Annotated in this window: 21 protein-coding genes and 1 tRNA gene; 3 read left to right on the top strand and 19 right to left on the bottom strand. The window is 50.9% G+C overall.

Going from position 1 to position 22813, the window contains the following annotated elements; all coding sequences use genetic code 11:
- Nucleotides 1-17 precede the first annotated feature (17 nt).
- From KB559_RS22075 to KB559_RS22060, 4 genes are all read right to left on the bottom strand, one after another.
- On the bottom strand, nt 18-1667 hold the full coding sequence (locus KB559_RS22075; RefSeq protein ID WP_211025164.1) for a type 2 periplasmic-binding domain-containing protein: 1650 nt from the start codon (nt 1665-1667) through the stop codon (nt 18-20).
- A gap of 98 nt (nt 1668-1765) precedes the next feature.
- On the bottom strand, nt 1766-2653 hold the full coding sequence (locus tag KB559_RS22070; protein ID WP_211025162.1) for a carbohydrate ABC transporter permease: 888 nt from the start codon (nt 2651-2653) through the stop codon (nt 1766-1768).
- 15 nt (nt 2654-2668) lie between these two features.
- Complete coding sequence (locus KB559_RS22065; RefSeq protein WP_211025160.1) at nt 2669-3631, bottom strand: ABC transporter permease; 963 nt, start codon at nt 3629-3631, stop codon at nt 2669-2671.
- Between the two features lie 111 nt (nt 3632-3742).
- The gene (locus tag KB559_RS22060; protein ID WP_211025158.1) at nt 3743-4768 is read right to left on the bottom strand and encodes a LacI family DNA-binding transcriptional regulator; all 1026 of its coding nucleotides are present in this window, start codon (nt 4766-4768) and stop codon (nt 3743-3745) included.
- 223 nt (nt 4769-4991) lie between these two features.
- Between KB559_RS22060 and KB559_RS22055 the strand changes: the two genes are divergently transcribed.
- From KB559_RS22055 to ade, 3 genes are all read left to right on the top strand, one after another.
- Nucleotides 4992-5066, top strand: a tRNA-Arg gene (locus KB559_RS22055).
- Between the two features lie 210 nt (nt 5067-5276).
- A complete protein-coding gene (gene clpP / locus KB559_RS22050; protein ID WP_280520401.1) occupies nt 5277-5873 on the top strand; it encodes an ATP-dependent Clp endopeptidase proteolytic subunit ClpP in 597 nt (198 codons plus the stop codon).
- A 218-nt stretch (nt 5874-6091) separates the two neighbouring features.
- Nucleotides 6092-7891 carry an adenine deaminase gene (gene ade, locus KB559_RS22045; protein ID WP_211025154.1) on the top strand — a complete coding sequence of 600 codons (1800 nt, stop codon included), beginning with the start codon at nt 6092-6094 and terminating at the stop codon, nt 7889-7891.
- 60 nt (nt 7892-7951) lie between these two features.
- Here ade and KB559_RS22040 read toward each other — a convergent pair whose 3' ends face one another.
- The 15 genes from KB559_RS22040 to KB559_RS21970 all read right to left on the bottom strand — a co-directional run bounded on the left by KB559_RS22040 (nt 7952) and on the right by KB559_RS21970 (nt 22775).
- Nucleotides 7952-9064 carry a PdaC/SigV domain-containing protein gene (locus tag KB559_RS22040; RefSeq protein WP_247682027.1) on the bottom strand — a complete coding sequence of 371 codons (1113 nt, stop codon included), beginning with the start codon at nt 9062-9064 and terminating at the stop codon, nt 7952-7954.
- A gap of 76 nt (nt 9065-9140) precedes the next feature.
- Nucleotides 9141-10058 carry a copper amine oxidase N-terminal domain-containing protein gene (locus KB559_RS22035; protein WP_211025152.1) on the bottom strand — a complete coding sequence of 306 codons (918 nt, stop codon included), beginning with the start codon at nt 10056-10058 and terminating at the stop codon, nt 9141-9143.
- A gap of 145 nt (nt 10059-10203) precedes the next feature.
- A complete protein-coding gene (locus tag KB559_RS22030; protein WP_282103195.1) occupies nt 10204-11250 on the bottom strand; it encodes an ABC transporter substrate-binding protein in 1047 nt (348 codons plus the stop codon).
- Between the two features lie 110 nt (nt 11251-11360).
- Nucleotides 11361-12167: an ABC transporter permease gene (locus KB559_RS22025; RefSeq protein ID WP_211025150.1), complete on the bottom strand. Its 807-nt coding sequence runs from the start codon at nt 12165-12167 to the stop codon at nt 11361-11363.
- A complete protein-coding gene (locus KB559_RS22020) occupies nt 12167-13015 on the bottom strand; it encodes an ABC transporter permease (RefSeq protein ID WP_211025148.1) in 849 nt (282 codons plus the stop codon). The genes KB559_RS22025 and KB559_RS22020 overlap by 1 nt, the downstream gene beginning before the upstream one ends.
- Complete coding sequence (locus KB559_RS22015; protein ID WP_211025146.1) at nt 13012-13980, bottom strand: ABC transporter ATP-binding protein; 969 nt, start codon at nt 13978-13980, stop codon at nt 13012-13014. The genes KB559_RS22020 and KB559_RS22015 overlap by 4 nt, the downstream gene beginning before the upstream one ends.
- Nucleotides 13981-14238: 258 nt before the next feature.
- Nucleotides 14239-14922, bottom strand: a complete 684-nt coding sequence (locus KB559_RS22010; protein ID WP_211025144.1) for a stalk domain-containing protein — start codon at nt 14920-14922, stop codon at nt 14239-14241.
- Between the two features lie 232 nt (nt 14923-15154).
- Nucleotides 15155-15586, bottom strand: a complete 432-nt coding sequence (locus tag KB559_RS22005; RefSeq protein ID WP_211025142.1) for a hypothetical protein — start codon at nt 15584-15586, stop codon at nt 15155-15157.
- A gap of 155 nt (nt 15587-15741) precedes the next feature.
- The gene (locus KB559_RS22000) at nt 15742-16497 is read right to left on the bottom strand and encodes an SIMPL domain-containing protein (RefSeq protein ID WP_211025140.1); all 756 of its coding nucleotides are present in this window, start codon (nt 16495-16497) and stop codon (nt 15742-15744) included.
- Between the two features lie 206 nt (nt 16498-16703).
- On the bottom strand, nt 16704-16973 hold the full coding sequence (locus tag KB559_RS21995; protein WP_114497387.1) for an HPr family phosphocarrier protein: 270 nt from the start codon (nt 16971-16973) through the stop codon (nt 16704-16706).
- Between the two features lie 107 nt (nt 16974-17080).
- Nucleotides 17081-18010, bottom strand: a complete 930-nt coding sequence (gene whiA / locus KB559_RS21990; protein WP_211025137.1) for a DNA-binding protein WhiA — start codon at nt 18008-18010, stop codon at nt 17081-17083.
- A gap of 5 nt (nt 18011-18015) precedes the next feature.
- Nucleotides 18016-18960, bottom strand: coding sequence for a gluconeogenesis factor YvcK family protein (locus KB559_RS21985; protein WP_211025222.1), 945 nt, complete (start codon nt 18958-18960; stop codon nt 18016-18018).
- A gap of 78 nt (nt 18961-19038) precedes the next feature.
- Nucleotides 19039-19932 (bottom strand): RNase adapter RapZ, encoded by an 894-nt coding sequence (gene rapZ, locus KB559_RS21980; RefSeq protein WP_211025135.1) that lies wholly within the window; start codon nt 19930-19932, stop codon nt 19039-19041.
- A gap of 68 nt (nt 19933-20000) precedes the next feature.
- Nucleotides 20001-20951: an ROK family glucokinase gene (locus tag KB559_RS21975; RefSeq protein ID WP_211025133.1), complete on the bottom strand. Its 951-nt coding sequence runs from the start codon at nt 20949-20951 to the stop codon at nt 20001-20003.
- Nucleotides 20952-21515: 564 nt separating this feature from the next.
- Nucleotides 21516-22775 carry a DUF438 domain-containing protein gene (locus KB559_RS21970; protein WP_211025131.1) on the bottom strand — a complete coding sequence of 420 codons (1260 nt, stop codon included), beginning with the start codon at nt 22773-22775 and terminating at the stop codon, nt 21516-21518.
- Nucleotides 22776-22813: the final 38 nt, after the last annotated feature.

Here is a 22813-nt window from a genome sequence, read left to right as displayed (position 1 = left end):
AATGGGTTAATCCGTTTTTACTTCATGCCCAGTTTTTCTTTGTTTTGCTTCATCTTCTCGCTGCGAATTTCAACGATCTTACTCCAGTTGTTGTCTTCCAGGAACTTTTTGTAAATCGACAAATTGTTGTTGAATTCATCGTCGCTCTTGGAGCGGATCATGCTGACGAGCGACGTGCTCCACTGGGTGTTGATAGCGGTCAGGGCGCGCGCTTCCTGCGTTCCTTGATCCGGATTTGTATTTTCCAGGATGAAATGCGGCTTCATTTTGCCTTTGCCCCACTCCTGCATTTGCTTGATCGCCTCAGGGAAAGCGTCGGCGCTCAGCGCTTTATGACGGTCATGTCCGAAGAACATGAATTCGCCCATCCGGTAATCCTTTTTGAATTTATCGGCATTGTTCAATTGAAGGTCTTTCACTTCCGGCGTGAATTGCACGCTTCCGTCGGCGGCTTTCGTATACGTTTCACCTTCGATACCGTAGTTCATCAGCATTTGGCCTTCTTCGCTCAGCAGGTACGTGAACACCTGGATCGCTTTAGCAGGGTCTTTACACTTCTTCGTGATGAAGCTGACCATCCAACCGGAAATGCCGGACTGGTTCAAGGTCGGCTGATTGCCGACAGTGCTTTGTGGACCGTCGATCGCGATGTATTCTTTGCCCGGATTCGCGCTCATGAAAATTTGCAGATTGCCGCCTTGCTGCGGCGTGCCGTCAAGCAGCATCGTAGCGTATTTGCCGGACTTCACTTTCTCTTCAAAGGCCGGGCCGTCATCGGCAAAGCTGTCGTCGCTGATCGCTCCGTCGCGGTACGACTGATTCAGCGTTTTCAGCCAGGTCAGATAGTCTTCATCGAGGTTACGGTCGTAGAACCCGCCGTTCGCGTCTTCCAGGGGCACTCCGATGAAGTCCTGCAACACATCGCCCAAAGAACCGGTGCCGGTGCCGATCGAGTTAAAGCCGAATGGGAACAGTTCAGGGAATTTCGCCTTGATTTGCTGCATCGAATTTTTGAAGTCGTCCGGCGTAGCAAAGCTCGGCTGGCCCAAAGCTTCATAAACATCCTTCCGAATCACGAACGCTGTCTTCGCCGGAATGTTACCGCTGTCATAATCCTCTTGCGTATTGGAGTAGTTCGGATAGCCGTAAGTTTTGCCGTCTTTAAGCTGGAACCAGTTCAGCGTGTCTTGAGCCGCTACTTTATTGAAGTAAGGATCGTATTTCTCGGCCAGCTCCGTCAATGGAAGCGCCCAGGTTGCCGCCTTCTGTGCGGCCGGTGAATTGTTGTCGAACGTCGTGAGGATGTCCGGCATGTCGCCGCCCGCGAAGAAGGTGTTCAGCTTCGTGTCGTCGCCTTTGATGAATTTGATGTTGATATTCAAATCTTCCTTAATCTTTTTGGTGACCACATCATTGCCAAAGTCGGTGTTCCACCAGTCGGCATTCACATACCAGGTCAAGTCCGTAGTCTCTTCTTTCGTATCCAGCTGCCAGGCCGGCTTCTCCGGATCCGGCGTATATCGTCCTTCTAGGGAAACCTCTTTGCCGGAGCTTTTCGAGCCGCCGCCGGATCCCCCGCCGCAGCCCGTTACGACCAGCGCAGCTGCCAAAAGTGCCGTGCCCACCTTAAGCCCTGTTTTGCCAAAAGCCTTGTTCATCTTCAACATCCAAACCCCTCCTCTTTTGTATTAAAGCGCTTTCTAATCCGCCCGGAGCCTACCCCGTATCGGTCGTTTTCCCCGGTTTCACAACATATACCTTATCTCTACTCCTTCACCGCCCCCAGCATCATGCCCGAGATAAAGTACCTTTGCAAAATTGGATACATCACAACAATCGGCAAGGTTGTAATGACGATCGTTGCTAGTTGAACCCCTTTCGTCGTCGTTTCAATGACGACCGATCCCCCGATATTCTGCATCGACTGCGTCTGGGACTGAACGATAATCTCGTACAGCTTCATTTGCAGCGGATAGAGGGCCTGATCGGTAATGTACAGCTTGGTCGTCATGAAATCGTTCCATTGTCCGACCCCGTTAAACAAGGCGATCGTCGCCATGGCCGGCATCGACAGCGGAATAAATATTTTCAGGAAAATGCGCCAGTCTCCGGCCCCGTCGATCTTGGCCGACTCTTCCAGCGAATCCGGGACATTTCGGAAGAAATTCATCAGGATGACCACATCGTAGTAACTGAACAGCGCAGGGATGATATACACCCAGAAGCTGTTGAGCAGCCCCAGCGATTTAATCAGCAAGTAGGTCGGAATCATACCGCCCGAGAAAAACATGGTGATCACGCCCATCGCCACATAAAGCTTGCGGCCGCGGACATATTTTTTGCTCAGACCGTAACCGATCATGGCACAGAAGAATACGTGCGTAATGACGCCGAGAAATGTTTTTGAGATCGAAATAAAGAAGGATTGCCAGATGCTCGTATCCCGAAAAACAGCTTGGTAGTTCTCCAATGAGAACTCTTTCGGCCAGAATACGAAGCCCCCCTCAGCCAGCGATTTGCCGGAACTGAAGGATGAAACGATGACGTTCCAAAGCGGTACAACAATGATGATCGTAAAAATACTCAGTAAAATCAGATTTATCGCATCAAAGACCCGGCTATCGAGATCTTGTTTAGCCACCGTTCTGCTCACTCGGATGCCCCCTTACTAAAGCACGGATTGATTATCATTCAATTTGCTGGTGACCTTGTTTGCCGTGACTAACAGAATGACGGACACAATTGAGACACCCAGGCCGACCGCCGTCGCGTAGGAAAAGTCGCCTTGCGTCATCCCCATGCGGTAGACGTAGGAGTTAATGACTTCCGCGCGGGCCCGGTTCTGCGAGTTCATCAGCACCAGCGTTTGATCCAGGTTGGAGCCGAGCAAGCCGCTGATCGTCAGAATCAGGTTCAAGCTGATGATCATTTTCATGTTCGGAATGGTGATGTTCCAGATTTGCCGCAGCCGGCTGGCTCCGTCAATCTTGGCCGCCTCGTAGTAGGTCGGGTCGATCTTCGACATAATCGCCAGATACAGAATGGTTCCCCAGCCCGCTTCCTTCCAGATGTCGGACAACGTGGCGATCCACCAGTACTTGCCGGCATCCAGCATAATATTGTGAGGTTGAGAGATCACGCCGAGATCCAGGAGCAGCTGATTGAACATCCCTGTCGTTGAGAACCAGGTAATCAGCATCCCGCCGAGCACGATCCAAGACAGAAAGTGCGGCAGATAGGAAACCGTCTGAACGATCTTTTTGAATCGGGTGTGACCAACTTCAAAGATCATGATCGCCAGCACAATCGGAATCACGAAACCGATCAACAGCTTCAGGAAGCTGATCCCCAGCGTATTGACGACCGAGTCCCAGAAATATTTGTCGGACAGAATGATTTTGAAATTTTCCAGTCCCACCCACGGGGCCGTGTCCAACGTATCGATGACCGTGTAGTTTTTAAAAGCGATCGTCAGTCCATAAATCGGAATGTAACAAAAAATAATCATAAAAATGACGCCAGGCAAAATCATCGACTGCAGTTCCCATTGCCTTCCGTAGTCGACCATAAAGTCTCTAATCCTTTGCCCCATGGGCTTTCTCTGCTCCAAATGCGCGTCTGATTTGGCCATCCCTTGGTCCCCCTTTTGGCTTCCATGCAATAAAAACGTTTTTATTTTCACATATAAAAATCTGTCCCTGGCCCCGCCAAATTTTCGCGGATTCTTCAGAATACAGCCTTCTTACTCTTGGCCAAGGTCGTTTCTTTGGATTTTCACTTGGCTTGATCCTCTGACAACCAGTTCTCCCGCCAATTTCTGCTTCTTGCCCTGTTCCTTCTTCTGGATCATGCGTACCAAATGGTCGATAGCGAGTACACCCTGCCTGGCGATCTGGTTCCTTACCGTTGTTAATGGAGGCGTGAAGTATTGGGCGATATCGATATCGTCAAACCCGACCACGCTGATGTCTGCAGGAACGTCGAATCCATGGGATTTCAGCGCCCGGATACAACCGATGGCACTCAAGTCGTTCCCCGCCAGGAATGCATCCGGCAATTTGTCCGGGTGCATATGAAGAAATGATTTTACCGCGTTGTAGGTGCCTTCTTCCTCAAAATAACCTTGGAGCACATAATCTTCATCCACGAGTAACTGATGCTCCCGCAAAGCCTCCAAATAGCCGTCCCTCCGCTGCACGCTGTCGAACATCGTGTCCACGCCGGAGATATAAGCGATTTTCTTGTGTCCGAGACTGATCAAGTATTTGGTTGCTTCGTAACCGGCCACGAAGGAATCGAAAATCACGCTGCCCATCGTTTCATTCTCCAGAAACCGATCCAGAAACACGGCCTTGATCTTTTCTTTCATCATCATGCTGACGTCTTCATCATCGATGCGCAATTCCTCATAAATAATGACGCCGTCGACCCGCCGGCCCAAAATATTGCTCATTATGACCTGTTTGTCGCGGGTTACAAATACGTTCAGCCCATAGCCGAGCCGGTCGCATTCACGGGCCATCGATTCAACCAGCGTATAGAAGTAGGGACCCGATACGCTGGTTGTAAAGAAGCCTAGCATTTTCGTTTTGCCTGTTTTAAGCTGCTTGCCGTTCAAATTCGGAACATAATTCATTCGTTTCGCCACGTTTAGCACATGCGATTTGGTCTCGGGGTTCAAAACATCGACATTGTTTAACGCATTGGAAACTGTCGAGATCGATACACCCGCCTCTCTAGCCACATCCTTGATGGTAACCTTACCCATATCCAATCTTCCTTTTTATAAAAACGTTTTTATAATCCTAAATTAGCATAGAAGCGCTTTCATGACAATGCCTATTTTGCAAAAATAGTTCTCGTCTACCACTCTCGCCCGTTCTCCATATATTCCCCTGGAACTTTTTTAGAGAACTTGCTTGCTTTTTAAACTCGTATGTCATATAATCATTTTTGCTACGCTAAATGGATGTAACTAATCCATACAACTTGCGCCCGTGGTCCAATGGATATGACGTAGGCCTCCGGAGCCTGAGATCGAGGTTCGATTCCTCGCGGGCGCGCCATTATACTTATCAGCAGATTGCTGGATATCATATGTTTTACCCACTAACCCTTATGCACGGGTTTTTTTATTACACAGAGTTTGACTTTCTTTGACTTTCTGTTTTAAATTGTTTATTATGAGGTTAATATTCATCGATTCCGTCAATTCTGAAATTGATTGAACCGATTTCGTTCACATGGTTGATCCAACTAATAAGGAGGTTTTATCGGTGAGTTATATTCCTATGGTCGTTGAACAAAGTAACCGCGGTGAGCGCGCTTATGACATTTACTCCAGACTGCTGAAGGACCGCATCATTTTCCTGGGTTCTCAGGTGAATGACGTCGTCGCAAATGCGATTATTGCGCAAATGCTGTTTCTGGACGCGGAAGAACCGGGCAAAGACATCCATCTCTACATTAACAGCCCTGGCGGTTCCATTACAGCCGGGATGGCCATTTTCGATACGATGCAGTTCATTAAGTCCGACGTCTCCACCATTTGCGTGGGTCTCGCGGCTTCCATGGGCGCTTTCCTGCTGAATGCCGGCGCCGAAGGCAAACGCTACGCGCTGCCGAACAGCGAGATCATGATTCACCAGCCGCTCGGCGGAGCCGAAGGCCAAGCTACCGATATCGAAATCCGTGCCCGCCGCATTCTGAAGATGCGCGACAAGCTGAACAAGATCTTGGCTGAACGCACTGGCCAGCCTCTTGACCGGATTGAGAAGGATACGGACCGTGACTACTTCATGAGCGCGGCCGAAGCTAAAGAATACGGCCTGATCGATCGCGTTATCGAGAAAGTCACGCCACAAGGCGTATAAGAGGTTAAACTTCATACGTTAATAAAGCCAAGGACCGCTCCTGGGGTGTACCGCACTCCTAGGGCGGTCCTTTTTTTATTCGTGATAAACCGGTACTAGGATGGGTTGTTGCTCCCCAAGCGCACCGTCACTTTGCCGGGTTGCCTTGCTTTTTCGCCGATTCGGTGAAAAAATATGAGCAGAGAAGTTAGCCACCCACCAACTAAGGAGTGAACAAGATGAGCCATACCCACGATGAACAATGGACCGAGGTTCGCCGGACGCTTGCCCAAGTAGCCACCGGAACAAAAAAGGCCGACCTGGTCGTTAAAAACGGAACGCTCGTCAACGTATACACCGGACAGCTTCAAGCTCATACCGACGTGGCTATCGCCGCAGGGCGGATCGCTTATGTCGGCGATGCCAGCCATACGATCGGCGAAGATACGGTAGTGCTGGATGCGAAGGGACGCTTTATCGCACCGGGCCTGCTGGACGGGCATATGCATGTCGAGAGCACCATGCTCTCTGTCACCGAGTTCGCCAAAGCCGCATTGGCGAAAGGCACCACCGGCATTTTCATGGACCCTCATGAAATCGCCAATGTGTTTGGAGCCGACGGCGTACGCTGGATGCACGAAGAGGGGCGTGCTCTGCCGCTGAAGGTATACACAACCTTCCCTTCGTGCGTGCCCGCCACGGACAATCTTGAGGACGCCGGAGCGGAGCTGAACGTAGCCGATATCGAGGACGGAATGACCTGGGAAGGCGTCGAGGGACTCGGCGAAGTGATGAACTTCCCGGGCGTCGTGTACGGCGACCCCAAAATGACCGGCGAAATCGCCGCGACATGCCGGGCAGGCAAGGCGGTCACCGGGCATTTCCCGAGCGAGGACGAGCCGATGCTGCAAGCGTACATCGCCTCAGGCGTCACGTCCTGCCATGAGACGGTAACGCGCGAGCAAGGCCTGCTGAAGCTTCAGCTAGGCATGCATCTCATGATCCGCGAGGGCTCCGCCTGGCATGATGTGAAGGAAGTGATCAAGGTCGTGACGGAAGATCACGTGCAGCCGGGCAACATCATGCTGGTTACGGACGATGTTTACCCGCAGACCCTGATCGAGAAGGGTCATATGAACCACGTCGTCCGCCGGGCCATCGAGGAAGGCGTCGAGCCGGTCACCGCCATCCAGATGGGCTCGATCAACACGGCCCGCTATTTCCGGGTCGACGGTGACGTTGGCGGCATCGCGCCGGGCAAATGCGCCGATCTGCTGCTCATCGACAGCCTGAAGGACATGGAGCCGTCCACCGTCATCACGGACGGCAACGTGGTGTTTGACGGCGGCGCGCTGAAAATGGCCTTCCCGGCCTATGTATATCCGGAAGCCGCACGGCAGTCGGTGCACTTGGCGCGGCCGCTGGAGGCGCGCGACTTCGCGCTGGCGAGCAGCCGTAAGGACGCCGCAGCCGAAACGGAAGTGAACGTGATCCGCGCGATCGAGAACAGCGCACGGACTGCACGCGGCACTGCACGGCTCTCCGTGAAGGACGGCTTCATTCAGCCGAGCCTGGAGCAGGATGTCATTACGCTGGCCTGTATCGACCGCCATCACGGCACCGGGCAGATTTCCCTGGCCTTCGCGCAGGGCTTTGGTCTGCAGCGCGGTGCGGTCGCTTCGACCGTGGCGCACGACAGCCATAACCTCCTGGTCATGGGCACCAATCCGGAGGATATGGCCTTCGCGGCCAATGAATTGGCTAAGCTCGGCGGCGGCATGATTGCCGTTCTGGACGGAAAGATACTGGCCTCCGTGCCGATGGTTATCGCCGGCTTGATGTCCGATCAGCCGCTGGAGGTCGTCGTGAAGGAAGTCCAGGCGCTGGAGCAAGCGTGGAAGACACTGGGTTGCGAGTTGAACGCGCCATTCATGACGTTCTCGCTGATCGCCCTTCCGGTTATTCCCGAGCTTCGCATCACCAACCGTGGCTTGGCGGACGTCGACAAGTTCGAGCTGATCCCTGTGGAGATTGTCTAATTTCAGCTAAATCACAAAAAAGACGGTACAAGGATATTCCCTTGCACCGTCTTTTTTTTATTATTTCGATTTAATCCCCAGCTCAGGGAACGAAAAATAGAACTCAGGGAATCCGAACACGTACGGAAGATAATCGTACAGCTGGAAGAAGATAACGACGCCGTTATCTTTTAAATAGTAATCCGGGTTGTTCCCGATCGTCTTAAATCCGCCGAAATACCCCTCGGTTTGTTGAAGCTGCTTGGCAATGGAAGGATCGACGATGCTGCGGAAGTTCGGATTGGCACGCAAGATTTCATCAAGGGTCAGCAGCTTTCCGTCGCTCAGACGGAACGTCAGCCCTTCCCTGACGCTTATGCCGTGTGCCCCGCCTGTATAAGCATAGGTCTGCTCAAGAATGCTCAGCAGCCCGCCACGGTTGTATGTGACGGTGTAATTGCCGAGATACTCGTACGGGCTGCCGTTGGGTGAAGGCTGGTTCTTCTTCGCTTCTTTAAGCGAATTTTGCATAAACGTCTCGGCCCTGGATTGGAGCAGGGTGTTGATCTTCTCCTCGGCTTGCTTGCTTTTCAAATCGCTGACCTGAGGATATTGGATCTTGATGGAGGCCTCGGGAATCACCTTCTCCAAGTTACGGGTGCTGATTTTAATATCATTTAACCGGTGAGGAGTCAGGTTTAGCGCAGTTCCGGCCTCATTCCACTGCGTGGTATATCCCAAATTGTCCGAAAGTACTTTCACGGACACATAAGGGTTGCCGTCCACTACTTTCCACTCGTAGGGAAGGATCTGCGTGCTCCCGTCTACAATAGCTTTGGCTCCGGTTTCCCCCGGTTGAAGCTGAACGACCACATTCTGCCGTTTAAGAGTGTACGTATTCGATGATTTGTCGTACTTGACCGGAATCTTCAAGTCTTTACGGATCATCTCAAGAGGGACAAGCACGCCCTCCTTGCCCTGCAGACCTTGCTGTTTAAGCGGCTTCCCCTTCAGCGTAATATTGACCGGCTGTCCGACCTCAGGCTTTTGGACCTGCTTCGCCGAAAGCTGCCCAGAAGCATGCGCTTGAGCCTGAGCCTGGGCTCCCGGCCAAGGAGGGGTGCCGCTCCATCCCGAAACCAGCAAACCGATGGCGAGCATACCGCTCCCTATTTGAAAAGCGAACTTTTTCATTTCTCGACCTCATCTCTTCTCGGAGTTACACCCATTATTTCCGCGAGTGAGGAAAATCATGTAGACGTTCTGGAGTTTACTGACCGGTTGTGCCCGCTACAGCGTCCGTCCGGATTTCTCCTTCGATTGGAACCGTCAAAGCCGATGCCTTGCCCCCGTTCCCCGCCGAGCTGATTCTTCCGAGCTCGGTGGACTTCCCGTCAGGGGTTACGGTACCGTAAACCAGTAATTCCGCCATAAAGTTATCGGAGAAAAACACCGCATCGCCAAAAGACTTTGGAGGTTTCCCGCTTTCACTTTTTTCTCCAAGACTATCCTTCTGCCACTTTACGACCAGCAGACCTTCCTTGTTGACTTCCGCATACCAGGTCATCCCTTTATAATCCCGCTTCAAACGGAGCGCTTCTCCTTTAGGAAAAGTGTTGGTGGTTGTAAACCCTTCCCCCGTTATCGGAAGCGGCTTGAAGCTGTCCTCATAGACCAACTCCAACCGGGAGGCGACCTCCCGGGCGTCGGTCAAGTCTCCGCTCATGAGGGTAGCATAATCCGCCTGTCCGGAAGGCGTCCGGATCACCGCCCGATTCTGGTCCTTATTAAAGGATACGGCACCGCCGAGTTGCTCGGAAATGAACCTTAGCGGCACATATGTCCGTCCTTCCTTCACGGTAACCGGCACATCGATGGCCACCTTTTTACCGTTGATTTCTGCGGTCTTCTCTCCCGCTTTCAATATAATCGTTTTCTGATTGGACGGGCTGGACACAATTACTGTTTTCTTTTTTGATTCATAGGAAATGTTCCAAGCCGGATCCTTCAAAGCAACAAGTTGAATCAGGGTACGGTTGTTCACGTTCAATACTTCCACTTGCAGTCTTCCGTTTACAAATACACTCGCTTCCTCTTTAACGGCAGGTGCTGCGGAGGCCGAACCCTGGGCCGCAAGCAGTGAGCTTAAAATGCCCGCCATAACTGCTGTTCTCTTTAAGTTGATCATCGCTTAGGACCTCTCTTTACTCGAATTTAAATTATAGACGCAAAAATACGGGGCAAAGTTTCCGCTACCCTACATCCATCCCTACCCCCGATTAAATCTTCACAAACAAAAAAAGAGCGTGTTATCCACGCTCTTCTCAAAGGCATTATTCCCGGCCGCTCTTAAGCTCGGTCCAGAAACGGTCATATACTTGCAGCTTGTCGCCGACATCCTGTAACCACTCGGTCCAGGACAATTCGTCTTCCGACAAGTTGATCATCTTATCGTTGTTGTATTCTTCGCTATGAAACTCGTGAGCTTTCGTGTTCGGATCGCTGTAACCGATCGATTCATAGTTTGTGGCGCTATTCTCGGGATCGAGCATGAAGTTAATAAACTTCTCTGCCAGCTCCTGATGCTTTGCGCCTTTTGGAATCGCATAGTTATCGGACCAGATCGTGCCGCCTTCCTTAGGCACCACGTAGGCCACGTCCGGGTTATCCTTGACGATGACGGAAGCGTCGCCGGACCAAACCGTAGCGATCCAGCCTTCCTCTTGAATCATCTTTTGCTTGATGTTGTCGGTGTCAAAAGCGAGTACGCTTGGCAGCAAGTTCTTCAAATCTTCCACAGCTGCGGTAATTTCGCCTTCGTCCGTCGAGCTGTTGGATTTCCCGGCTTTTTTCAACGCCATGCCAATAACCTCGCGGTTATCGTCAAGAAGGATGACTTTTCCTTTGTATTCCGGATTCCAGAGATCTTCCCAGCTGTCGATTTCGTCTTTCACATATTTCGTATTGTATGCGATGCCTGTGACGCCGGAGGTATAAACTACAGAGTACTTGTTATCCGGGTCAAAGGACGGGTTCTTGTAGGTATCGGCAATATTCGAGAAATTCGGGATATTGTCCTTGTTCAACGGGGCCAGCAAATCCTGCTTGATCATGGTGGCAACCATGTAATCGGAAGGCTGGATCAGGTCATAGCCCGAACCGCCCGCCTTGATCTTGGCAAGCAAGTCTTCATTGTTGGCAAATACGTCATAGTTGATCTTCACGTCGTACTCTTTTTCGAATGCCGCGAGGACATCCGCATCAAAGTTGTCAGCCCAGCTGTAAATGTTCAGCGTTTCCTTGGAAGATCCGCAACCGGACAATACTGTAAGCACCATAGCGGCCGCCAGTGCCAGGCCGGCCCATTTCATTTTTTTCAATTCTTTATCTCCTCTCTTTCTTTCATCTGATATATCTAATATATCGATAATCCGGTGGTCATTTGCTTAAGCATTTGCCGGGATATCTAGAATTTCGTCAACTAACTCCGTTAAAACGGCAGGACCGAGCGTTTCTTTTGGCCCTTTCCTCTATTTAACACGAACTGGGCCAAGAAAATCAATGTGACGCTCACAAGGATCAAAATGGTACAAAGCGCGTTAATTTCCGGGGAAATACCCCGTTTGACCTGTCCGTAGATGTAAATCGGCAGCGTCGTCGAGCTTGGTCCGCTGACGAAGAAGCTGACCATGAAATCGTCCAGCGACATGGTGAATGCAATGATCGCTCCCGAGATGATCCCCGGCATAATCTGCGGCAGGGTGACATGGCGGAAGGTCTGCCAAGCATCGGCCCCAAGATCCTGGGCCGCTTCTTCCAACTGGCCTCCCATGCCGGTCAGTCTCGTCGTCACAATCACATAAACATAAGAAATGCTGAACGTGATATGCGCGATAATAATCGTCAACTTGCCGAGCGGGATATGAAATTGGGTAAATAGCACAAGCAGAGACAAGCCCATAATAATATCCGGAATAATAATCGGCAAATAAAGCAACCCGCCTATGCCGGCTTTACTTCTTCGTCCGACTTTACGGATAGCAATTGCAGCCATCGTTCCCAACAGCGTCGAGAACACGGTCGATACCAGTGCCACGATCAGCGTGTTGCTGAGCGCCTCCATGACACGGCGGTTGCTGAACAAGGAGACGTACCATTCAAACGTAAATCCGCTCCAATCTGCGGCAAGCCGAGAACTGTTGAACGAATACGCAATGATAAAGGCGATGGGCAAATAAATAAAGATCATGACCAGCAGGGAATGGATCCCGAGCAGCGGGTGATTCTTGCTCTTCATCAGCGCCCCTCCTTTGCAGTCATGTGTCTGGATGTCATGGCTTTATTGAAGAGGGCGATCAAGATCAGCGACGTGATCACGAAAATAACCGACAGCGCAGAGCCGAAGGGCCAATTTCGCGCCCCAAGAAACTGGCTTTGGATAATGTTGCTGATCATCGCCGATTTGGCTCCGCCGAGAATATCGGTCACCACGAACATTCCGGTTGTCGATACATAAACCAGCACCGAACCGGTCATGATTCCGGATTTGGTTTGCGGCAGCGTAATATGCCAGAACGATTTCCAACCGGTCGCTCCCAGATCGCTGGCAGCCTCAAGCAGTTTCTTGTCCATTTGCTCCAGCGCCACATAAATCGGCAGCACCATGAACGGAATGAAGGTGTATACCATGCCAAGCAGCACAGCCCCCTTCGTATAAAGCATTTGAAGCGGCTCTTGGATGAAGCCTAAGTCGAGCAACAGATTGTTGACCACGCCCTGCGTCCGCAGCAAAAGCACCCAAGCATAGGTACGGATCAGGAAATTGATCCAGAACGGAACCGTGATTAACGCGAGTCCCCAAGTCTGCATTTTCGGCCCGGCATTCGCAATATAATAGGCCAGCGGATAACTGAGCAGCAGGCATAAGGCCGTTGTCACTATGGACAGGACTATCGTGTCCCAATAAATGCCTAAATAAAGCGGGTCGAAAAACGTGGCGTAAGCGTCGAGATTAAAATGAAATACCACGTTGCCGAGATCGTCCCGGCTCATAAAAGAAATCCCTACCACGATCAGCATTGGCACGACCAGGAACAGGCTCAGCCACAGGAGGACCGGCAGAAGGCCCATGCTAGATTTCTTCATGGCCCGATTACCACCTCATCCTCCGTATTCCAATTTACGCCGACTTTCTCTCCAACCTGCCAAGTGCGTTCATCGGTAAAATCAAGTACGATGGATACCGTCATCGGCTCATCCTCAAGCTGAACGACCAGTTTATGGATGCTCCCCAAATAAAGGACGTCCAACACTTCGCCGATGCGCTTGGCTCCGTCCTGCGAACGGACGGCCTTCAATTTTTCCGGACGCACGGCAAACAACCGCCCATCCTGTGAGAAAATATTGTTCTCTCCCACAAATGTAGCGGAAAACAGCGTAGTCGGCGTAGCGTAGATTTCCCGCGGCGTGCCGATTTGCTCAACCTTACCGCTGTTCATGATCACGATCCGGTCGGACAGCATCATGGCTTCCTCCTGATCATGCGTGACGTACACAAACGTAATGCCAAGACTGCGCTGCAGATGCTTCAGCTCCGATTGAAGGTTCTTCCGAAGCTGCAAATCCAGTGCGCCTAGCGGTTCATCCAGCAACAGCACCTTAGGCTTGTTTGCAATCGCGCGGGCAATCGCTACGCGCTGCTGCTGTCCGCCGGAAAGCTGGTGCGGATAACGCTTGACCAGCGGCGTCAGCTGAGTCATTTCTACCGCTTCCTGTATACGTTCCTGCTGCTCTTTGGCCGGCAGCTTTTTCATTTTCAGCCCGAAGGCGATATTGTCCTCTACCGTCATATGCGGAAACAACGCATAATGCTGAAAGACCAGGTTCAAATCCCGGCGATTCGGTGGCAGACTCGTCAGATCGGCACCATCCAGCAGGATTTTCCCCTTGGTCGGATACTCGAATCCGGCGATCATGCGCAGAATCGTTGTCTTGCCGCAGCCGCTCGGGCCCAGCAAGGTCAGGAATTCCCCTTCCTTAATGGTGAGCGAAAGCGGGTGCACAACGACTTGTCCAGCAAAGTGTTTTTCAACCCCGGACAATTCAATCATTTATGCAGCAACTCCTTCATAGGTTGTGATTGTGGTTAAAGTCAGCTTTAAGAAAAAAAAAGCCATATCCATTGGTATGGCTTTATCAGGTCCAACGATTCATTTTTTGCATATTCACTATACCTTGTTTTAGTCCCGGTTACAACACTTTTCTAGGGAGGTTGCCGGATCTCGGGCGCAATGCCGATGCTGTTTTACAAAGAAACAAGCTCCCGCCGGAGGGCGGAAGCCTGTTTTCAGAAACATGTTGCAAACTTGTTACAGCTCGCTCCAATTTATTGTAACTTCAATATATCCTTCCGCATCCCTTTCGGAGCCGCTGCTAATCATAGAGCTTTCCTTCGTGCTCTCTCCCATCAAGGATACGCTGGATTCTGTAGAAGCATTTAGCACATCGGCATAACTGCGCTTCTTCAGATAATCGGAATACAGCTCATTCAGTTTTTTCGCGTCTTCTTTTGTTTTATAAATCATCAGTACGGACTTTTTGCCGCCGGAACTAGTATCATTGAGATGAGTTGTCTTGAAGTCTGCCGGAAGCGGAAAATCGGAAGGAAGATGCTGCGGTCTCTTTGAAGAGCTCCCCGATGTGGCCGGAGGCTCAGTCTGAGTCGGCGGAGGTGTGACCACCGGCGAGGCGGAAGATCCGTCGCTGCTGCCGATGCGTACTTTGTTGTTAGCAGCGTCAAATTCAACGGGAACTTGAAGCGCCTCCGATACGGCTCTTACAGGCAGATAGGTCGTGTTGTTATAAGTAATAGGAGTCAGTACCTTACCCTTACTGTCCACCGGTTTAAAATCCTTGTCATTTACAACGATGCCAAGACTGGTATTAAGATAAGCCTTGATTTCCTGCAGGTTGCTTCCCGCATATACTCCAGCGGCACCTGTTGTCAGCATTCCGATGATGGTAGCGCCTGCCACCCATTTCTTTTTGACCATAACTCGTCTCATCTCCCGTCACTACCATTTAATGGACTACCTACGAATTTTAGAATAAATCCCTAAAGATAGTAACAGGCCCATGAGTCTCACTCAAGGTGCTTTATCCCCATTCGATTAGTTCTAACACCCTAAATTCACCCAAATAAACCTAATACCACCACAAGCAAGTCGGCAGGGGCTCGGTTTCTGGGAGTGAGTGGATCCTTATCGCCGTGCCGGAGGGCGGTGCTCAATTCTTAACTAACCCCAACAATCCCCCATCGCTTGACGCTGTAAAAAGAACAGGTTGATTCTTCCGGTTAAATAGCAAGACGAGGGGCTGCTGCCCAGGCTCAAATATGACGATTGCCTCACGAATCATATCGTCAAACCATTCGTTGTGCACGCGTGTATGCAGCGGAACCTTCATTAATATGCCTTTGGGAAAGTCCAAGTTGCTGCGTCCGTTCAGTCGCATGTCAGCTAAAACGACCTTCATCTTATCGCTGAGCTTATTATCGAACTTTACTCTTTTGATCAGCACGTTTTTATCCAGATCCACAATTTCAATAAACCCCTGCGGCGGCTCCTCCTTAGCAGCGACGATATCCGCTTGGCTATAGCATCCAATCATTAGGGCAACGCACAAAATCCCGGTGATCCACTTGCTCCGTAATCGCATCCTCATATCCCTCCATCAGTGAACAAAATTGTGAAATAGTGAGACCATACGGCTCGGATATAATATGTGCATACATATCCCTAAAAAACAGTACAAAAAAGAAGCCAAGTCTCATGACAGTTACAACTGCCTTGAGCCCGGCTTCGGTTCGTTTCTTATTTCATTTCAAAAATGACGCTGAGCGTTGTCTTCAAAGTCACTTCGCCCGGCTCAATAGCTGTGCTCGCGGCTGAATCCATGGTCTTCATCTGAAGAGCTTCATTTTGCATATAGACCGGAGTTTCTCCTCCGCCCGATTGCGTTACGCTTACTACTACCCCAAGACTGCGGCCGGCGGATTTGGCAATCGCTCCCGCTTTCATCTTGGCATTGTTCATCGCCTTCTCGATTACTTGCTCCTGGTATTGATCCGGATTCTCGGTGCTAAACCGGATATTGTCGATGCGGTTGGCTCCGGCTTGCGAAACGCCGTCCAGCAGTTGACCGACTTTTGCCAAATCGCGATAAGTCACGTTCAACGTATGCTGCGCGGTGTATCCTTTTACCTTTTGTCCTTCTTTTTCGGTGTAGGTATAGTTAGGCTGTACATAGAATTGACCGGTTTGAATGTCCTTCGCGTCAATCTTCCAAGTATCCTTCAGTAATGTATTGATTTTAGCAATCTTTGCCGCATTTGCAGCTTGCGCTTCTTTTGCCGTATCGGCCTGTGTTTCCACGCCCAGCGACAGATAAGCGACATCCGGCTTGGCTGAAATTTCCCCGCTCCCTACGACGCTAATAATATTCTTCTGCAACTCATTGTCGGCATAGACCGGATGGTTGGAATTGATCGATCCACTCAAAAAAGTCCCTCCTACCAGCAAAGTTCCTGCTATTAACACTGCGCCTACCGGCTTTATCCAAGTTTTCATGTCATGACCCTCCATTTATTGGTGAATTTAACTACTAAACGCAATACAGAATCAAATGTTGCAGGACATACCATAATCAAAAAAATTATCTTACTCCTGTTATGACCGATCGCTTAATCCTGAAAAACCAAAAGGGGATGAAACCGCTCGCATGAACGGAGTCATCCCCTTCTTTTGTTGGATAAGAAAAGTGAATTGGAGTAATCTTACTGGTTCTCCAATTCCTCTTTGCTAACCAGATTGATCAAAGCGTTTGCAGCCTGCTCGGCGTCTGCACCTTCCGCGCTGATGTAGATTTCGGTGCCGGTGCTGATGGCAAGGCTCATTATACCCATGATACTCTTGGCATTCACTTTTTTATCGTCTTTCTCAACGAAAATTTCGGACGAGTATTTATTCGCTTCCTGAACGAAAAGCGCCGCCGGCCGGGCGTGAAGACCCGTTTTCAGACGAACGGTTACCGGGTTTTTGATCATCAAACCTTACCCCCTATTACAATTTCGATCACGTGTTCAACAATGTGAACATTTATAATTTATATCATTATATCATACACAGCCTGCGTCACACTAGCAAAACAACTTTAGCTCCCCCGAATTTTTTCCGCCAGCTCGTCGATTTTGCGCAGCCGGTGGTTGACACCGGATTTGCTCACCGTCCCTTTTAACAACTCGCCGACTTCCTTCAGGTTCATATCCGGATGCGCCAGACGCACCTCGGCAACCTCCCGCAACTTATCGGGCAGGTTTTCCAGGCCCATTTCCTTCTGCAGCAGCTTGATGTTGTCGATTTGCCGTACCGCCGCGCCGATCGTCTTGTTCAAGTTCGCCGTCTCGCAATTGACGATCCGGTTGACGGAGTTACGCATATCGCGCATGATCCGCACGTCCTCGAATTTGAACAAAGCCTGATGCGCACCGATGATATTCAACAGCTCGATGATTTTTTCGCCTTCCTTGATATAAAAAATAAAGCCTTTTTTCCGTTCAATGCAGCGCGCATTCAGATGAAACTCATTGGCCAGATCGACCAGCGACTGGCAGTGCTCTTCATACATGGAGGAAATCTCCAGGTGGTACGAAGACCCTTCGGGATTATTGACCGAGCCTCCAGCAAGAAAAGCTCCCCGCAGGTACGCCCGCTTACAACAGTTTTTCCGGGTAAGCTCCGGATTAATCCCGGGCGTGAAAATAAATCCTTCCGAAACAATATGAAGTTCTTTCAGGACTTCCTGAACCCGGCCAGGGATCCGTACGATGTAAACATTGTTCTTCTTGAGACGCATTTTCTTACGTACAAGAAGTTCCGTATGGATCTGGAAATGCTTCTTCAACAAAGAATAAATCCGCCTTGCTATCGCGGCGTTTTCCGTTGAGATATCCAAAATGACCTTTTTGTTCGAAACCTGAACCGAACCGTTCATTCGAATCAGCGCGGACAACTCCGCCTGTTCACAGCAGGCATCGGCTTCGACCATGGTCAATTCTTTTTTGGTTTGCGCCGCAAACGACAAGGGACTCACCTCTTTCGTAAAATCCAGTTTTGCACCAGCTGATAAATATGGTGGCTCAATTTGTCCGCATCATGCCGCAAATAGCGGCGGAACAGGACAAGCGTATCCGCGATGACTTTATAGCCCCGGCCTGTCACAACATCCCAATCGACCTGAACGGGCTTGGCGCCTTTCTCGGCGTAGAAATCCTGGACCTGGGTCGGGATTTCGCCATCGTTGACAATGACGTAATCAAACAAGTGGTGACCCACATGCTCATACACGGCTTGCAAATGGTCGCTCACCGTGTAATCGTCGGTTTCGCCCGGCTGGGTCATCACATTGCAGACGAATATTTTAATCGCGCTCTCATTTTCCAGAACCGCCTCGGCCAGCTTGGGCACCAGCAAATTCGGAATGATGCTCGTGTACAGGCTTCCCGGTCCGATCAGAATCGCATCGGCTTCCCGGATCGCCTCGACAGCTTCCGGTAAAGGTTCGACCTCTTCCGGCTCGAGAAAAATCCGCTTAATTTTGCCGCCGGCTTCCGGAATCTTGGATTCGCCCGTAATAATCGATCCGTCTTCCATCTCCGCATGCAGCACGACGGCCTGGCCTGCGGCCGGCAATACGCGCCCGCGTACGGCAAACACGCGGCTGAGCTCACGGACGGCGGTGACGAAGTCACCGGAAATGTCAGTAATCGCAGCTAGAATCAGGTTGCCCAAGCTATGGCCGGCCAAACCTGATCCGGAAGCAAAGCGATAGCTTAACATATCCGACAACAGTGGCTCCACGTCCGCCAGCGCGGTCAATACGTTGCGGATATCCCCTGGAGGCGGCATTTGCAGCTCGCTCCGGAGAATTCCGGAGCTGCCTCCATCGTCGGCTACCGTAACAATGGCCGTGATATCGAGCGGCTTTTCCTTCAATCCGCGAAGCATGACGGATAGGCCGGTTCCCCCGCCCATCACCACGATTCGCGGCACTCTTCCTTCCTTGGCCCGATCTATCACTTCTGACTCACCTCTTGACTTTCTGAGCGGCCTCTAATGCCGGTCCCGGCCCTCGTCCCGGTGACTCACGCGAATCGTCTCCGTTTCGCTGGTCCCGAGCATCCGGCCCAAATATTCCGCGATCGCAACCGAACGGTGTTTGCCGCCGGTACAGCCGATCCCGATAATGACCTGGCTTTTTCCCTCTTTATGATACTGAGGCAGCAGGAAGTGCAGCATGTCTAGCAATTTGGTCAGGAATACCTGGGTTTCCGGCCACTTCATAACATAATCATATACTTCACTGTCTTGTCCCGTGTGTGGACGAAGCTGCTCTATATAATGCGGGTTCGGCAGGAAACGGACGTCAAACACCAGGTCGGCGTCGATCGGTATGCCGTACTTGAACCCGAAAGAAGTAATATTAACAGATAAATTGCTGCTCTCCAAGTGGGAGAACCGGGAAATGATCTTTTCTTTAAGCTGCCCCGGCTTCATGTTGCTGGTATCGATCACTTGAGTTGCCGACAACTTCAGTTCCTCGAGCATCTTGCGTTCCAGCCGGATTCCGTCGAGCGGCATTCCTTCCGGCGCCAGCGGATGGCGACGGCGGCTTTCCTTATACCGCTGTACAAGCACGGCATCGGTTGCGTCCAGGAACAGGATTTCGCTTTTGATCGTAAAATGGTCCTTGATATACCCGAGCGATTCTGACAGCGCCGTAAAGAACTCCCGGCCGCGCAGGTCAATGACTAGCGCCACTTTGGCGATCTTACCCTTCGATTGCTCGATGAGTTCGGCAAACTTAGGGATAAGTACCGGGGGCAAATTGTCAACGCAGAAAAATCCGAGATCCTCCAAGCTTCTTACGGCCAACGACTTTCCGGCTCCAGACATGCCTGTGATAATGATCAGATTGGCAACAGAAGAAATATCTTTTTCCGGCATCCTTTTCCCTCCTCGCAAAGTCTCCTATTCCTCTATATCTCTTGCATGGGATTCCTGATTACTGCTAATTAAGAACGAAGGAACAAACCGGCGGCCCCAACCATTCCGGCATCGTTGCCCAAAGAAGCGGGAACGATTTGCAATCCTTTTTGAACCGGTTCAGGAGTATGCTTCGCAAACACACTGCGTACTTCATCAAACAGAATGTCACCGGCTTTGGAAACGCCGCCGCCGATAATGAACAGTTCAGGGTTCAGCACGACAGCTACTGCCGCCAGCGATTTCCCAAGATAGAATGCAGCACGGTTTACGATGCGTACAGCCGTTTCGTCGCCGGCTTTAGCCGCGTCGAATACATCCTTCGCCATGATGTTGTCCACAAGGGCAAGAGACGTACGTTCGCCGCGGGCAACGGCATCCTTAGCCATCCGAATGATTCCCGTAGCCGAAGAAACCGTCTCCAGGCAACCCATTTGGCCGCAGCCGCATTGAATCGCTTCCAGATCGGGAACGACAGCCATATGTCCAAGTTCCCCAGCCAGGCCGGAGAAGCCTTGATAAATTTTGCCGTCAATGATAATACCGCCGCCGACTCCTGTACCCAGGGTATAGCATACGCAATTTTCGACGCCTTTGCCTGCGCCGCCCCAAGCCTCGCCGAGTGCTGCCACGTTGGCGTCGTTGTCTATTTTGATCGGCTTGCCCAAACGTTCTTCCAAGATTTCACGGATGTGAAGATCCTTCAAACCTACATTCGGCGCAAAAATAATAATGCCTTCGCGAACGTTAGTAAAGCCGGCCACCCCGGCACCTACACCTGCCACTTGCTCCCACTCAAAAGGGGATTGTTCCACAATCAGGCGAACGTAACGCTCAATGTTATTGATGATCGTTTCCGCGCCTTTCTCCGTTTCGGTGGGCCCTTCGTAAGTATGAAGAAGCTGACCTTCCTCATTACAGATGCCGACTTTAATCGCCGTCCCGCCCAGGTCAACACCAATGTAGATTTTTTCAGACATTGTACAAGCCACCTTTTTCTCTTAAATAGTAAATAATAAAAGTTCGAGTTCAAAAAGTCAGGTTTTCAGGACCGAAGCTTATCCTTCCGAAGTGCGTTTTTACAAAACGCTTTAGGTTGGATGAAGTTAGGGACTGAGTAGCGGAGCTAAACGTTTTCGTAGAAAACGACTTCGTAAGCATTTGCTCATTAGGTACGTGAGCAACGGAAGGCCCGGCTGAATTCAGGATTCGACGTCGAATCCTCATCCTGATCTACTTCGTCGTGGAAAGATGACTTTTTGGACAACCTTAAAAAAGAATATTCCTACGTACCAACTATAAGCGAACCCTCCCGTTCGGTCAAGAGACGCAGGGAGACCGAGAATCCAGTAAAGACAAGGCTTCCGGGCAATATGACAACGATCACAGCCCCATAAGTTCAGTGTCCGGCCAGGTCCTTCCGGCAAGGGTATAGGCGGCCTGTCCTTACTGTGGAATGCAAACGATATGCGAGAGCAGCACGCCCATGCCGATATAAAAACAACCCCGACTCCTACCCAAGGAAATCGGGGCTATCCATTATGTTAAGACAATATCCGCTTTTGCCCTTCCAAGGCGCGGATCGGTGCGATATTTTGCGTGAATTCCAGAGTTCCGAGATAACGCCCGTCCTCACTGCGGACCGCGAAGTAACGGATGTACACAAATTTATCCTTGACCGGAATCCAGAAATCCTCGGCATCCTTTTTGCCCGATTTAAAATCAGCCAACAGCTCCTCGACGACGTGTACGCTTTGGGGCGGGTGACAGTTCTGAACCGTACGGCCGATTACCGCCTTAGTCCGCGCAAATATGCGCTCCTTGCCGTGCGAGAAATACCGGACCACATCATTCTCATCGATAAAGGTCAAATCGACGGGCAGGTGATTCATGACCGCTTCAAGCTGCTCCACCGACAAAATGCCGGTTTGGAATTTCACGAAGCCCTGCGGTGGCGTTTCGCCTTTCCCCTCCTCTTCCTCAGCCGCCAGGTCGGGAAGCGGTACGCGTTCAGGAACCCATTCCTGCTCGGGAGCCGTCAGGCAAAAGCCGATCTGGTCGGATTCCCGGGCGATTCGCACCCACTCGTCCTCCGTTAATTTCTCAAGCGCCATCGGAAGCAGGATGTTCTCCTCTTTAAAGATCATGGCATTCACTTCCTGGATAATCCGCTCAAGATCAATGGACAGCGTCTCCTTGTCCCCATCATAAGCGGCCAGCTTGCCCTTGACCTCCTTGATCATCATACGGATGCCGTCATCAACACCCCACATGACTTTAGTCGGCCCGTAGATCCCGTACTTCTCCAAATAAGGGAAGAGCAGATTTTCCTTGCGGCTGTAATGCTTGTCAAGATCCAGCAGCAGGTTCAAATCCTCCAGCAGCTTTAATACGATGTCCTCGGAGTCTTCTTTCCGGAATCTATCCAGATGCAGCTCCAGCTTAAAATTAATCAACCGCTCAATTTCGCGATTCTCCAATTTGAAGGTATGCACGGGATGTCCGGGCTGCTCCTCCGGCTTGGAAGAACGGTGAATATCCTCAATCGATCCTTTGAAAATCGCCGTATGCACGGAACACAACCGCTGCACTTCCTCAACCGGAATGCCTTCCTCTTCCATTAGCGCATGCTCCATAGCGGAAATCTCAGATACCGTTACATCGCCTACAGCTTCTTCAAAACGCGCCTTGACTTCCTCCACGCTCTTCCCTTGATGCAGCTCCTTGATGATTTCCTTCAGCAGAGCCTGACGGCGCGTCTGTTCCGGCACCCCATGCTCCCGGTTATTGATGAGTTCGCTCATTGCACGGATCTCCCTTCGTTCTTCCATCTCAATCTATT

It is taken from the genome of Paenibacillus sp. Marseille-P2973 (genome assembly GCF_018101095.1).
Taxonomy (GTDB): domain Bacteria; phylum Bacillota; class Bacilli; order Paenibacillales; family Paenibacillaceae; genus Fontibacillus; species Fontibacillus vini.
The sequence above is the reverse complement of the archived record's forward strand: the minus strand, read 5'-3'. Positions and strand labels throughout refer to the sequence as shown.